Below are 14,570 nucleotides of genomic sequence, written 5' to 3' on the forward strand. Positions count from 1 at the left end.
GCTACTGTGATGCTGGTGGGACTCAAGTGACACGTGTGGCATTTATTTGATCGTTACCGATACGAGCGGTGGCGGTGACCAGACGGTTGCTGGGCCACCCCGAACCGGGGATCGACGGCGAAGTCCGCAACGGCAGGTCACGGCAGGTCAGACGGCGGTGGCGACGGAGAACGCCATGGCACCAGCCGCATCGCTAAAGTCAGGCGGGTAGACACCAATCCGGCCGCCCCGGCGGCACCCGCCTCCCGGCGGCTGGCGAGTCTGATCGGCTCCGCAGCGCCGTTGTTGTTGGTCGTGAGCATCGCCGCGCGGCTCGGCTTGACGTACCTGACGCCCAACGGCACGAACTTTGTCGACCTGCACGTATATCTCGGCGGTGCGGCCGCTATCGACCATCCCGGCACCCTGTACAACTTCGTCTACAGCGAGCACACGCCGGACTTCCCGCTGCCATTCACCTATCCGCCGTTCGCGGCGGTCGTCTTCTACCCGTTGCATCTGCTCCCGTTCGGCCTGGTGGGTTTTCTGTGGCAGGTCGCCATGATCGCCGCGTTGTACGGCTCGGTGCGGATCAGCCAGCGCTTACTCGGTGTCCAGCGCGGCACCGATCAGCGTGTCGCGATGGCGTGGACGGCGATCACCATGTGGATTGAGCCGCTGCGCAACAACTTCGACTACGGGCAGATCAACGTCTTCCTGATGCTGGGCGTGCTCTGGGCGATCTACACCACGCGCTGGTGGCTGACTGGGCTGTTGGTCGGCGTGGCCTCAGGGATCAAATTGACCCCGGCCATCGCGGGTGTCTACCTCGTCGGCGTCCGGCGGTTCGCCGCGGCAGCGTTTTCGGCGGTGGTTTTCTTTGCCACCGTCGCGCTGTCGGCGTTGATCGTCGGTGATCAGACTCGCTACTACTTCACCGATCTACTTGGCGACGCGCGCCGGGTGGGTCCCATCGCGACGTCGATCAACCAATCCTGGCGGGGCGGCATCTCCCGGATCCTGGGTTACGACGCCGGCTTTTCTCCGCTGGTCCTGGGCGCGATCGCCGTCACCGCGGTGCTGGCCGTCCTGGCGTGGCGCGCGGTGGACTCCTCGGATCGGCTCGGCAAGTTGCTGGTGGTCGAGATGTTCGGACTGCTGATGTCACCCATTTCGTGGACCCACCATTGGGTATGGCTGGTGCCGTTGATGATGTGGCTGATTCACGGCCCATTGCGCCAGCGAGCCGGCATGCGGATAGCGGGCTGGGGTTGGCTCGCGCTCACCATCGTCGGCGTGCCGTGGCTGCTGCTGTTCGCTCAGCCGAACATCTGGCAGATCAGCCGGCCCTGGTATCTGGCCTGGGCTGCGCTGGTCTACATCGTGGCGGCAATGGCAACGCTGATTGTCATCGCGGCATCCGGCCGTCGGGCTGCCGGGTGCGACTCGGCGCCGGTTCAGCAGCCGCAAGCGCGCACCGCGTCGTCGCTGGGCTAGCCCGCGACGATCCCGTTGATGTCGCGGGCCATCTCAACGTCGTTGCGCGTGATGCCGCCCTCGGAATGTGTAACCAGCGCGAAAGTCACTGTCCGCCAACGAATATCGATGTCGGGATGATGATCCTTGCTTTCGGCGTGCTCACCCACCCGGCGCACCGCATCAATGCCGGCCAGGAAGCTGTCGAATTTGATCGAGCGGCGCAAGGCCCCGTCGCTGTGCTCCCAGCCGTCGAGATCGGGCAGTGCGGCGTCGACTTGCTCGTCTGTTAAAACAGCCATGAGCCCAACGTACCGCCGGATGCCGCATCGGTGCCCCGTGGTTTCAGAGCGCCGATTTTGGGAAGCCAGAGTGAACCAGTTTGCGCGGCCACCTCGTGAAACAATGAATGGCCCCGGAGTAGGGAGGCGCAAGGCCGCCATGAGCGAGAATCTGACGCCGCACTTCGAAGACGTCCAGGCACATTACGACTTGTCTGACGACTTCTTCCGGCTGTTCCTTGACCCCACCATGACCTACAGCTGCGCCTACTTCGATCGGCTGCGAGACATCAGCCTCGAAGAGGCGCAGTTCCGCAAGATCGACCTGTCGCTGGGCAAGCTGGGGCTGCGGCCCGGTATGACGCTGTTGGACGTCGGCTGTGGCTGGGGCGCGACGGCGCGCCGCGCGATCGAGAAGTACGACGTGAACGTCGTCGGGCTGACGCTGTCCAAACACCAGGCCGCGCACGTGCAGAAAACCTTCGACGCACTCGACACCGCACGCAGCAGGCGGGTGTTGTTGCACGGCTGGGAAGAATTCGACGAGCGGGCCGACCGGATCGTCTCCATCGGTGCTTTCGAGCACTTCGGCTATGACCGGTACGACGATTTCTTCGCGATGGCCTACCGCACCTTGCCCGATGACGGGGTGATGATGGTGCACACGATCACCATGCTGACCGCGGCGCAGATCATGGAACACGGCTTGCCGATGACCGAGGAGCAGACAAGCTTCAACGATTTCATCGGCCGCGAGATCTTCCCCGGCGGCCAGTTGCCGGCGATCGAGATGGTGGAGTTCCACGCCTCGAAGATGGGATTCAACTTGGTGCGGCGGCAATCGCTGCGCCTGCATTACGCGAGAACGCTGGACCTCTGGGCCGCGGCATTGCAGGAGCGCCGAAGTGAGGCCATCAGGATTCAATCCGAAGAGGTCTACCAGCGATACATGAGGTACCTGACCGGTTGCGCCGATGCATTCCGGGACGGCTACATCGATGTCAACCAGTTCACGCTGCGCAAGTAGCAGAACCTATTGCACCGCAAATAAATTCGGTCACCTCTCGGTGTGCGCTTCGCTCGCCGTCGATGCCCTTGGCGAACCGCTGGTGGCGATCGGTTAACCTGCCGCATGGCCCCGATACAGCTCTCGATGGGAATCCCCTCCTTTGCGGCCGAGGCGCCGGGCAGCTGGGAGCACCTCACCGACTGGGCACACCTGCTTCAGAGCTGCGGGTTCGACCGCGTGCTGGTCTCCGAGCACATCGCGTTCGGCATGCACATGGACGCGTACGCCGACCCCGGGGTAGGGGGGACTGCCGGCGGTCGCCAGCCCACCGGCCCGGACGGGCCCTGGCTGGAGCCGCTCACGGTGCTGACTTACCTCGCGGCACGCACCGAGCGCATCCGGTTGGGCACCAACATCCTGCTCGCCGCGCTACGTCCGGCCGCTGTTCTCGCGAAAACCGTTGCCACGCTTGATGTTTTATCCGGAGGTCGCGTCGATCTGGGGGTGGGCGTCGGCTGGCAACGCGAAGAGTACGACGTGGCCGGAGTGGATTTCGACAAGCGCGGGGCCATCCTGGACCAGACGCTCGAGGTGTGCACCCGATTGTGGCGTGAGAACGAAGTCAGCTACGCGTCGCCGGAGTTGACCTTCCATCGGATCCACCAGATGCCCAAACCCCTGCAGCCCGGCGGGGTGCCGATCTGGGTGAGCGGCACGGTCAATCGTGCCGTCGCGCGCCGGCTCGCGCGATTCGGAAAGTATTGGATCCCTTGGGGTCAGGACGCCCGCGACATCGCCGACGGCATCGGGCGAATGCGGGAGGCGGTCGAACGCGCCGGCGGCGACCCGCAAGGTTTCGGCGTCACCGGCTCACTTCGGGTGAAGGCCGACGCCGACGACGGGCCGGATCTGGCTACCGTCGCCGCCGACGCGGAGGCGCTGGCGAAAGCAGGCGTCACGGACTTGCGGCTGACGCACTGGCCGCTGCGCTTCGGTGATCGCGAGCGCGACCTGCGCGCGTTCGTCGAAGCGGTGCGGGGCGCAGTGGCGGGCTGACCCGGCCATGCCGACCCAGATCGTCGTCGCCGGCGCCGTCATCCGCGGCTCCACCGTCTTGGTCGCGCAGCGCGTCCGGCCACCGGAGTTGGCCGGCCGCTGGGAACTGCCGGGCGGGAAAGTCGCGCCCGGCGAAACCGAGCGCGCGGCCCTGGCCCGCGAGCTGGCCGAGGAGTTGGGCGTCCAGATCGGCGACGTCGTGGTGGGGGATCGTCTCGGCGACGATATTTCGCTGAACGACACGACGACGCTGCGGGCCTACCTGGTGCGCCTGGCCGCCGGTGAACCCCATCCGCACGATCATCGGGCGCTGCGCTGGGTGACGGCGTCCGAATTGCCCGGGGTCGACTGGGTGCCCGCCGATCGCGAATGGTTAAAAGACCTGGCCCAAGCTCTTTGAGCCGCTTCTCGATAAGTCCACAGTCTTTCCGCAGTCAACATTCAGTTCTATTGCAGCGGACACGCGTGAAACTGGAAGGTACAAGCGTCACCAAACCCTTAACCTCGTTGTGCATGCAGTTAGCTATCCCGAAGGTGGTCAGGGCGGTGGGGCACGGCTTTCACGCCGGGGCCCGACCGTCCTCGACGCACAACTCTCAGGTTGATGGCGCGGACACTGACCAAAGGCTGCGGGGGCGAGCAGCCGAGAACTCTCCAACACATCGCGATCGGGGTCGGGGAATTCGAACCCGGCGCCGCGACGCCGCGTCATTGAGTTAGGGAGGATTAACGCTTGACTGCGACACCACACGTCGGTGGGGCGCTCGAGGAGCTACTGGAACGCAGTGGGCGATTCTTCACGCCCGGTGAGTTCTCGGCGGATATGCGCACCGTCACCCGGCGCGGCGGGCGTGAAGGCGATGTGTTTTACCGCGATCGATGGAGCCACGACAAGGTGGTTCGCTCGACGCACGGCGTCAATTGCACCGGATCGTGCTCGTGGAAGATCTACGTCAAGGACGGGATCATCACCTGGGAGACCCAGCAGACCGACTATCCCTCCGTCGGCCCGGACCGGCCCGAATACGAGCCGCGGGGGTGCCCCCGGGGTGCCTCGTTCTCCTGGTACAGCTATTCGCCCACCCGAGTGCGCTATCCGTATGCCCGCGGCGTGCTGGTCGAGATGTACCGCGAGGCCAAAGCCCGGCTGAGTGATCCCGTGCTGGCCTGGGCCGACATCCAGGCCGATCCCGAGCGCCGGCGTCGCTACCAGCAGGCCCGCGGCAAGGGCGGGCTGGTCCGGGTGACTTGGGCCGAGGCCAGCGAGATGATCGCGGCGGCCCACGTGCACACCATCAAGACCTACGGTCCGGACCGCGTTGCCGGCTTCACGCCGATCCCGGCGATGTCGATGGTCAGCCATGCCGCGGGCTCGCGGTTCGTTTCCCTGCTGGGTGGCGTGATGACGTCGTTCTATGACTGGTACGCCGACCTGCCGGTAGCGTCGCCGCAGGTGTTCGGCGACCAGACCGATGTGCCCGAATCCGGCGATTGGTGGGACGCGTCGTATCTGATGATGTGGGGTTCCAACGTCCCGATCACCCGAACCCCGGATGCTCACTGGATGGCCGAAGCGCGCTACCGTGGCTCCAAAGTTGTTGTGGTGAGCCCGGATTACGCCGATAACACCAAGTTCGCGGACGAGTGGATGCGTTGCGCCGCCGGTACGGACGCCGCGCTCGCCATGGCGATGGGCCACGTTATTTTGACGGAATGCTATGTGCGTAACCATGTTCCGTTCTTTGTAGATTACGTCCGCCGCTACACCGATCTGCCGTTTTTGATCAAGCTCGACCAGCGCGGCGACGCGATGGTGCCGGGAAAGTTCCTTACCGCAGCCGATATCGGCGAGGAAGTCGAGAACTCGGCGTTCAAACCCGCGCTGCTCGACGAGGTTACCGACAAGGTCGTCGTGCCACACGGATCGCTGGGGTTCCGCTACGGCGAAGACGGCGTCGGAAAGTGGAACCTCGACCTGGGTTCGTTGATACCGGCGCTCAGCGTCGCACGGGCAGCAGGCGAATACGACTGCGCACCGGTCGATCTGCCCAGCTTCGACACGATCGACGGCCACGGCGAAACAGCGCGCCGCGGGATACCCGTGCGCCGGGTCGGCAAGCATCTGGTGTGCACGGTGTTCGACCTGATGCTGGCGCATTACTCGGTCCGGCGCGACGGCCTGCCCGGCGAATGGCCCACCGGCTATGACGACCCCACTCAGCAGAACACCCCGGCATGGCAGGAATCCATCACCGGTGTTCCGGCGGCACAGGCGATCCGGATCGCCAAGGAATTTGCCCGCAACGCAGAGGAATCCGGCGGCCGGTCGATGGTCATCATGGGCGGTGGCATCTGCCATTGGTTCCACAGCGACGTGATCTACCGCTCGGTTTTGGCGCTGTTGATGCTGACCGGATCGATGGGACGCAACGGCGGCGGGTGGGCACACTACGTCGGCCAGGAGAAGGTGCGTCCACTGACCGGCTGGCAGACCATGGCGAACGCCAGCGACTGGTCGCGCCCGCCGCGCCAGGTACCCGGCGCCTCCTACTGGTATGTGCACACCGACCAATGGCGCTATGACGGCTACGGCGCGGACAAGCTGGCCAGCCCACTGGGCACCGGCAAGTTCGAGGACAAGCACACGGTCGACCTGCTGGCATCCGCGTCGGCGATGGGCTGGAGTCCGTCGATCCAGTCTCGACGTGGCCGACGAGGCGGAAGCCGACGGGCGCGACGTATCCGACTATGTCACCGAACAACTCGCCCAGCGCAAGCTGAAACTCTCGATCGCCGATCCCGACAATCCGGTCAACTGGCCGCGGGTACTCACCGTCTGGCGCTCGAACCTGATCGGCTCCTCGGGCAAGGGCGGCGAGTATTTTCTGAAGCATCTGCTGGGCACGGACTCCAACGTCCAGTCCGAGCCGCCGGCGGAGGGCGTACGGCCTCAAGACGTCAACTGGGACACCGAAATTCCCGAGGGCAAACTCGACCTGATGATGTCGATCGATTTCCGGATGACGTCGACGACGTTGGTGTCCGACGTGGTGTTGCCCGCCGCCACCTGGTACGAGAAGAACGACCTGTCCAGCACCGACATGCACCCGTACGTGCACGCGTTCAGCCCGGCGATCGACCCGCCGTGGGAAACTCGTTCGGACTTCGATGCATTCGCCGCCATCGCACGCGCGTTCAGCGCGATGGCGCAGCGCCATCTGGGAACCCGCCGCGATGTGGTGCTGACCGCGCTGCAGCATGACACCCCGGACGCGATGGCGTATCCGGATGGCGTACAGCGTGATTGGCTGCAAGGCGACGAGGTCCCGGTGCCCGGCCGGACGATGGGCAAGCTCACCGTGGTGGAGCGCGACTACACCGCGATCTACGACAAGTGGGTGACCCTGGGGCCGCTGGTGGACAAGTTCGGCGTGACCGTCAAGGGCTACACCGTGCATCCCTTCCGCGAGGTCAGCGAGCTGGCCGCCAAGTTCGGGGTGATGAATTCCGGTGTGGCCGCTGGTCGTCCGGCGATCACCACGGCCAAGCGGATGGCCGACGTGATTCTCACCCTGTCCGGTACCTGCAATGGCCGGCTGGCGGTCGAGGGTTTCCTGGAGCTGGAGAAGCGCACCGGGCAACGGCTGGCGCATCTGGCCGAGGGCAGCGAGGAACGGCGCATCACCTACGCCGACACCCAGACGCGGCCGGTCCCGGTGATCACCAGCCCGGAGTGGTCCGGCAGCGAGACAGGCGGCCGTCGCTACGCCCCGTTCACGATCAATATCGAACACCTCAAACCATTCCACACACTTACCGGGCGAATGGACTTCTACCTTGCCCACGACTGGGTCGAGGAGCTTGGCGAACAGCTGCCCGTGTACCGGCCACCGCTGGACATGGCGCGGCTGTTCAACCAGCCCGAGCTTGGATACGACGGAATTGGGCTCACCGTAAGGTATTTGACGCCGCATTCGAAGTGGTCCTTCCACTCGACCTACCAGGACAACCTGTACATGTTGTCGTTGTCCCGCGGTGGTCCGACCATGTGGATGAGTCCCGGGGATGCCGCGAAAATTCAAGTAAGCGACAATGATTGGATCGAGGCGGTGAATGCCAACGGCATCTATGTGTGCAGGGCGATCGTCTCGCACCGCATGCCCGACGGCGTGGTGTTCGTCTACCACGTGCAAGAACGCACGATCGACACGCCACGCACCGAGACCAACAACAAGCGCGGCGGCAACCACAACGCGCTGACTCGGGTGCGAATCAAGCCCAGCCACTTGGCCGGTGGCTATGGCCAGCACGCATTCGCGTTCAACTACCTGGGTCCTACCGGTAACCAGCGCGACGAGGTGACCGTGGTGCGCCGCCGCAGCCAGGACGTGACGTATTGATAGCCCGACCGACCCTTGCGGAGCGAGATCAACTATGAAGGTCATGGCGCAAATGGCGATGGTGATGAACCTCGACAAGTGCATCGGCTGCCACACCTGCTCGGTGACCTGCAAACAGGCCTGGACCAACCGCTCCGGGACCGAGTACGTGTGGTTCAACAACGTCGAAACCCGGCCCGGGGTGGGCTATCCGCGCACCTATGAGGACCAGGACCGTTGGCGCGGCGGGTGGATTCGCGACAAGAAGGGCCGGCTGCGGCTGCGCGATGGCGGGCGCCTGCAGAAGTTGCTGCGGATTTTTGCCAACCCCAGACTGCCCACCATCGGCGACTACTACGAGCCGTGGACCTACGACTACGAAAACCTGACCCAGGCGCCGGCCGGAGACACCTTCCCGACGGCCGCGCCGCGCAGCCTGATCAGCGGCGAGCAGATGAAGGTTTCGTGGGGATCGAACTGGGACGACAACCTGGCCGGCTCACCCGAGATCGTGCCCAACGACCCGATTTTGAAGAAGGTCAGCGAAGAGATCAAGCTGAAGCTCGAAGAGACCTTCATGTTCTACCTGCCGCGGATCTGCGAGCACTGCCTGAACCCTTCCTGCGTGGCCTCGTGCCCGTCGGGGGCGATGTACAAACGCACCGAGGACGGCATCGTGCTCGTCGACCAGGACCGCTGTCGCGGCTGGCGGATGTGCGTGTCCGGATGTCCTTACAAGAAGGTGTATTTCAACCACAAGACCGGCAAGGCCGAGAAGTGCACGCTGTGCTACCCGCGCATCGAGGTCGGGCTGCCCACCGTGTGCTCGGAGACCTGTGTGGGTCGGCTGCGATACCTGGGGCTGGTTCTCTACGATGCCGACAAGGTACTCGAGGCGGCATCGGTGGAGAACGACGCCGACCTCTACGAGGCGCAGCGTCAGATCCTGTTGGACCCCAACGACCCCGAGGTGATCGCCGGCGCGCGGGCAGAGGGCATCGCGGACGAGTGGATCGAGGCGGCCCAGCAGTCACCGGTCTACGCCCTGATCAACACCTTCCGGGTGGCCCTGCCGCTGCACCCGGAATACCGGACCATGCCGATGGTTTGGTACATCCCGCCGCTGTCACCGGTGGTCGATGCGGTCAGCCACGACGGTCACGACGCGAAGACCTGGGCAATCTGTTCGGCGCGCTGGAATCGCTGCGCATCCCGATCCAGTACTTGGCCGAGTTGTTCACCGCGGGTGACACCGAAGTCGTTGCGGGCGTGTTGAAGAGGTTGGCCGCGATGCGGTCCTATATGCGTGACATCAACCTCGGCCGCGAAACCCAACCGCACATTCCGTACTCGGTCGGGATGACCGAGGAAGAGATCTACGAGATGTACCGGCTGCTGGCCATTGCGAAATACGAAGAGCGCTATGTCATTCCGACGTCCTACGCGGCGGATCTGCCGGCCGCGGCTTTTGATCCGTCCAAGCCGGACGAGATGGGCTGCTCGTTGTCGTACGACGACGGTCCGGGCATGTATGAACACGGTCCGTTCGGCGAGGGCAGCGGAACTCCGGTGCCTGTCGCCGTGGAGACCTTCCACGCGCTCCGGCAACGCCAGCAGGGTCAGGAACCGCCCCCCGGTGGGCATCGCCGTGCCCGGGTTAACCTGCTCAACTGGGACGGCCACGGCGCGCCTGCCGGCCTATTCCCCGACTCGGATTCGGTGCGGCGATGAGGCTGCTGACCCGGTCCCGGGAACGCCGCGGCGCGATCGGTGACCGGCTGGTGTGGCAGGCGGCGTCCCTGCTGCTGGCCTATCCGGACGACGGGCACACCGCGCGACTGGCCACCGTCGACGAACTGATGGGCCACCTCAGCGGGCGGGCCGTCGAGCTTCTTGGGCAGACGGTCACGGCGCTAAGGGCTTTCGGGCCGATGGCCGCCGCGACCAACTATGTTGACACCTTCGACATGCGCCGGCGCGCCACGATGTATCTGACCTATTGGACCGCGGGGGACACCCGTAACCGCGGCAACGAAATGCTGGTGTTCGCCAACGCCTATCGCGGCGCGGGTGTGGAGCCGCCGCACTGCGAGGCGCCGGATCATCTGCCCGTCGTGCTGGAATTCGCCGCTACCGTCGACCCCGAGATCGGCCGGCGGTTGCTGATCGAACACCGGGTGCCAATCGACGTGTTGTCGGGTGCCCTGACGGCTACCGGGTCGCCCTACGCGCACACCATCACGGCGGTCTGCGAGACGCTGCCGGTCGCGACCAACCAGGAGGCCCGCCGTGCAGAGCGGCTTGCCAAGGCTGGTCCGCCCGCGGAATCCGTTGGGCTACAACCGTTTACCTTGACCGTTCCACCGAAGCGCACCAGCGGGGGCTGACGGCCGTGCACATGAAATTGCTCGAGATCTTCTGGGACGACGCGCCGTACGTCGTGCTGGCGATCGTGGCTGTGGGCACCTGGTGGCGGTACCGGTATGACAAGTTCGGCTGGACCACCCGTTCGTCACAGATCTACGAGTCCAAGCTGCTGTCGATCGGCAGCCCGCTGTTCCACTTCGGCAGCCTGATGGTCATCATGGGCCACGTCATCGGTCTGTTCGTTCCGGAACCCCTGACCGAGTGGCTCGGGGTGAGCGATCACCTCTATCACCTGCAAGCCCTGCTACTCGGTGTACCCGCCGGCATAGCGGCCATTACCGGCATCGGCTTGTTGATCTACCGACGGCGCACCTACGCGCCGGTGTTTCTGGCGACCACCCGAAACGACAAGCTGATGTATGTCGTGCTGGCGTGCGCACTGGTGGCGGGGATGTGCTGCACCCTGGCCGGTGCCACGCACTTCGGCGAGCTGCACGACTACCGGCGCAAAGTATCGATCTGGTTCCGGTCGATCTGGATGCTCGACCCCCGCGGGGACCTGATGGCACACGCGGCGTTCTACTACCAGATTCACGTGTTCATCGCCCTCGCGTTGTTCGCATTGTGGCCGTTCACCCGGCTGGTACACGCGTTCAGCGCGCCGATCGGCTACCTGTTCCGGCCCTACATCGTCTACCGCAGTCGCGACGTGGCGGACAAGCACCAATTGGTCGGTTCCGCACCGCGCCGGCGCGGCTGGTAGCAGCGGCCCCGTTTAGGCCGTCAAGCGTGCGATGTCGGCGTTGACCGTGCGTCCTGGACGACGAAACGCAGGGTGCGGCCGCTCCGCCCTGTTGCCACCGCGAATGCCTTGACCTACCGTTTTCTACGTTGCGAAGCGTTTGTCACTACTGAGGATTCCGGCCGCGATGCGAAGGTCGTCTGACCGATGTCGCGGCTGACATCGTGGTGGAGCCGGCCCGATCAGTTCGATTGGGTGACCTCCTTTCTGCGCGAGCGTGACCTGATTCGATCGGCGCAGGTGATCCTGGCGATCGTCTCCGCGTCTGCCGTGTGGGTGCCGCTCACTGTCTTGGCCACCCAGCGCCGGCCCAGCGTGACGAGCGCGATCATCGGCGTGCTGGTCGTCGTGTTCGCCGTCGGTTCGGTCGCCTTCTGGCTGACGCACTGGCCTACGCGGCGCCAATCGCGCATCGCGGCGGTCACGGGCATGTTGTCAACCGGCGGCTGGAGCGTGGCCCAGCCCAGTGCGACGTTCGCTGCGCTCGCGTGTGCGGCCCTGGTGGTCACCGGAGCCTACGTCGCGCTGTTTCATAGCCCACGTCTGCTAATGCTCAACGCCGCCATCGTCGCGGTGGCCGCGATGACGGCGGCGCTGCGCTTGGCCGACGAAGCCGGTCTGGCCACCGCGGCCGCGGCGTTCTGGCTGATCTGGTATCCGAATTTCGCGGTGCCGCTGATCATTTGGGGCATGTCGCTGGCCATGGCAACGTATGTGCAGCGCGCCGAGCAAGATCCGCTCACCGGCTTGCTGAATCGACGGGCGTTCACCGAATCGGTCAGCCTCCGCCTGGCCGACCACCCTGCCGGGCACACTCATCTCGCGGTGATGATGGCCGATCTCGACGATTTCAAGCGCATCAACGACACCAGCGGTCATGCCGCCGGCGATCGCCTTTTACAGGTAGTGGCCGGGCTACTGCGCGATCACGCTCCTGCCGAGGCCATCGTGTGCCGCGCCGGTGGGGAGGAATTTCTCGTCGCGCTGACATGCACGCCCGGCGACGTCGCGCCACTTGCCGCACTGCTCTGCGAGGCGATCGCCAGGCATCCGTCCGGGATCACGGCCAGCATCGGCACCGCCAACGCCGAATTGGAGCGGCTGTACACGAGCGACGGGGGCGCTCTCGTCGAAAAGCTCGTCGTCCTCGCCGACCACGCGATGTATGCGGCCAAACGCCGGGGTGGAAATCAGGCGCTTCAGGACGCGAGCTCCTAGCAGGGGTGTTGAGAGCGTTGAGGTGCTCAGTTCGCTATTGATGGGCCCCCGCTGCCACAATCACCGACGTGCCATTCCGCAATGTCGCCATCGTCGCTCACGTCGACCACGGCAAGACCACCCTCGTCGATGCGATGCTGCGCCAGTCCGGCGCATTGACGCATCGTGGCGATGACGCGGTCGAACGCCTGATGGATTCCGGGGACCTGGAGAAGGAAAAGGGCATCACGATCCTGGCCAAGAACACGGCCGTGCATCGCAAGCACCCGGATGGCACGACGACCGTCATCAATGTCATCGACACCCCGGGCCACGCCGACTTCGGTGGCGAGGTGGAGCGCGGGCTGTCGATGGTGGACGGCGTGCTGCTGCTGGTCGACGCCTCCGAGGGCCCGCTGCCGCAGACCAGGTTCGTGCTGCGCAAGGCGCTGGCCGCGCACCTGCCGGTGATCCTGGTCGTCAACAAGACCGACCGGCCGGACGCCCGGATCTCCGAGGTCGTTTCGGAGAGTCACGACCTGCTGCTCGACGTCGCATCCGACCTCGACGAGGAAGCACAGAAGGCAGCCGAGGACGCACTGGGCCTGCCGACGCTGTACGCCTCGGGCCGGGCCGGCATCGCCGGCACGACGGAGCCGTCCAATGGCGAGAACCCCGAGGGCGACAACCTCGATCCGCTGTTCGACGTTCTGCTCGAGCACATCCCGCCGCCGCAGGGCGATCCCGAGGCGCCGCTGCAGGCGCTGGTGACCAACCTCGACGCGTCGGCCTTCCTCGGACGACTCGCGCTGATCCGCATCTACAAGGGCCGGATCCGTAAGGGGCAGCAGGTCGCTTGGATGCGCGAGGTGGACTCCCATCCCGTCATCACGAACGCGAAGATCACCGAGCTGCTGGTGACCGAGGGCGTCGAACGTACGCCCACCGACGAGGCCATCGCCGGGGACATCGTCGCCGTCGCGGGCATTCCGGAGATCATGATCGGCGACACCCTCGCCGACCTCGATCACGCGCACGCGCTGCCGCGCATCACGGTCGACGAGCCCGCCATCTCGGTGACCGTCGGCACCAACACCTCGCCGCTGGCGGGCAAGGTGAAGGGCCACAAGCTGACCGCTCGCATGGTGAAGTCGCGACTCGACGCCGAACTCGTCGGCAACGTCTCCATCAAGGTCGTCGAGATCGACCGGCCCGATGCATGGGAGGTGCAAGGCCGCGGTGAGCTGGCGCTGGCGGTGCTCGTCGAGCAGATGCGCCGCGAGGGTTTCGAGCTCACGGTCGGCAAACCGCAGGTCGTCACGCAGACCGTCGACGGCAAGCTGCACGAGCCATTCGAGGCCATGACGATCGACTGCCCCGAGGAGTTCGTCGGCGCGATCACCCAGTTGATGGCCGGCCGCAAGGGCCGTATGGAGGAGATGACCAACCACGCGGCGGGCTGGGTCCGGATGGACTTCATCGTGCCCAGCCGCGGCCTGATCGGATTCCGTACCGACTTCCTCACCCTGACCCGCGGTACCGGCATCGCCAACGCGGTGTTCGACGGCTACCGGCCGTGGGCGGGCGAGATCCGGGCCCGGCACACCGGCTCGCTGGTGTCCGATCGGTCCGGCGCCATCACGCCGTTCGCGATGATCCAGCTCGCCGACCGCGGCCAGTTCTTCGTGGAGCCCGGCCAGGACACCTACGAGGGCATGGTCGTCGGAATCAACCCGCGCGCCGAGGATCTCGACATCAACATCACCCGGGAGAAGAAGCTGACCAACATGCGGTCCTCGACGGCCGACGTCATCGAGACGTTGGCCCGTCCGCTGGAACTCGACTTGGAGCAGGCGATGGAGTTTTGCGCGGTCGACGAGTGTGTCGAAGTGACTCCGGAGATCGTGCGGGTGCGCAAGGTCGAGCTGGACGCCACTTCCCGGGCGCGCAGCAAGGCCCGAGCCAAGGCTCGGGGCTAGGTTGTTGTTGCCCAACGCGGGCAGGATTCGCGAAGCCGCCGGGTG

At 65.3% G+C, this 14,570-nt stretch carries 9 protein-coding genes and 2 pseudogenes; 10 read left to right on the plus strand and 1 reads right to left on the minus strand.

Annotated features, from left to right (window positions below):
• Positions 1–189 precede the first annotated feature (189 nt).
• Positions 190–1,476 carry a mannosyltransferase gene (locus H7K34_RS05660; RefSeq protein WP_264060979.1) on the plus strand — a complete coding sequence of 429 codons (1,287 nt, stop codon included), beginning with the start codon at positions 190–192 and terminating at the stop codon, positions 1,474–1,476.
• On the opposite strand, the gene H7K34_RS05665 is transcribed toward H7K34_RS05660, so the two are convergent.
• A complete protein-coding gene (locus tag H7K34_RS05665) occupies positions 1,473–1,757 on the minus strand; it encodes a 4a-hydroxytetrahydrobiopterin dehydratase (RefSeq protein WP_108924554.1) in 285 nt (94 codons plus the stop codon). The two genes, H7K34_RS05660 and H7K34_RS05665, sit on opposite strands and share 4 nt — an antisense overlap.
• Before the next feature lie 139 nt (positions 1,758–1,896).
• Between H7K34_RS05665 and H7K34_RS05670 the strand changes: the two genes are divergently transcribed.
• The 9 genes and pseudogenes from H7K34_RS05670 (at position 1,897) to typA (ending at position 14,525) form a co-directional block, all read left to right on the plus strand.
• Positions 1,897–2,763, plus strand: a complete 867-nt coding sequence (locus H7K34_RS05670; RefSeq protein ID WP_108924555.1) for a cyclopropane mycolic acid synthase family methyltransferase — start codon at positions 1,897–1,899, stop codon at positions 2,761–2,763.
• 105 nt (positions 2,764–2,868) lie between these two features.
• Positions 2,869–3,801, plus strand: a complete 933-nt coding sequence (locus H7K34_RS05675) for a TIGR03619 family F420-dependent LLM class oxidoreductase (protein ID WP_264060813.1) — start codon at positions 2,869–2,871, stop codon at positions 3,799–3,801.
• Between the two features lie 7 nt (positions 3,802–3,808).
• Positions 3,809–4,201 (plus strand): (deoxy)nucleoside triphosphate pyrophosphohydrolase, encoded by a 393-nt coding sequence (locus H7K34_RS05680; RefSeq protein WP_264060814.1) that lies wholly within the window; start codon positions 3,809–3,811, stop codon positions 4,199–4,201.
• 333 nt (positions 4,202–4,534) lie between these two features.
• A pseudogene (locus H7K34_RS05685) lies at positions 4,535–8,201 on the plus strand (nitrate reductase subunit alpha).
• Between the two features lie 34 nt (positions 8,202–8,235).
• Positions 8,236–9,911, plus strand: a pseudogene (gene narH, locus H7K34_RS05690) (nitrate reductase subunit beta).
• On the plus strand, positions 9,908–10,567 hold the full coding sequence (narJ, locus tag H7K34_RS05695; RefSeq protein WP_264060815.1) for a nitrate reductase molybdenum cofactor assembly chaperone: 660 nt from the start codon (positions 9,908–9,910) through the stop codon (positions 10,565–10,567). The pseudogene narH and the gene narJ overlap by 4 nt, the downstream one beginning before the upstream one ends.
• An 11-nt stretch (positions 10,568–10,578) precedes the next feature.
• Positions 10,579–11,310, plus strand: coding sequence for a respiratory nitrate reductase subunit gamma (gene narI, locus H7K34_RS05700; RefSeq protein ID WP_264060816.1), 732 nt, complete (start codon positions 10,579–10,581; stop codon positions 11,308–11,310).
• A 186-nt stretch (positions 11,311–11,496) separates the two neighbouring features.
• Positions 11,497–12,567 carry a GGDEF domain-containing protein gene (locus tag H7K34_RS05705; RefSeq protein ID WP_264060817.1) on the plus strand — a complete coding sequence of 357 codons (1,071 nt, stop codon included), beginning with the start codon at positions 11,497–11,499 and terminating at the stop codon, positions 12,565–12,567.
• Positions 12,568–12,635: 68 nt separating this feature from the next.
• Entirely contained in the window at positions 12,636–14,525 is a 1,890-nt protein-coding gene (typA, locus tag H7K34_RS05710; RefSeq protein ID WP_264060818.1) for a translational GTPase TypA, read from the plus strand.
• Positions 14,526–14,570 lie beyond the last annotated feature (45 nt).

It is taken from the genome of Mycobacterium montefiorense, from assembly GCF_025823255.1.
In the GTDB taxonomy this organism is placed as follows: domain Bacteria; phylum Actinomycetota; class Actinomycetes; order Mycobacteriales; family Mycobacteriaceae; genus Mycobacterium; species Mycobacterium montefiorense.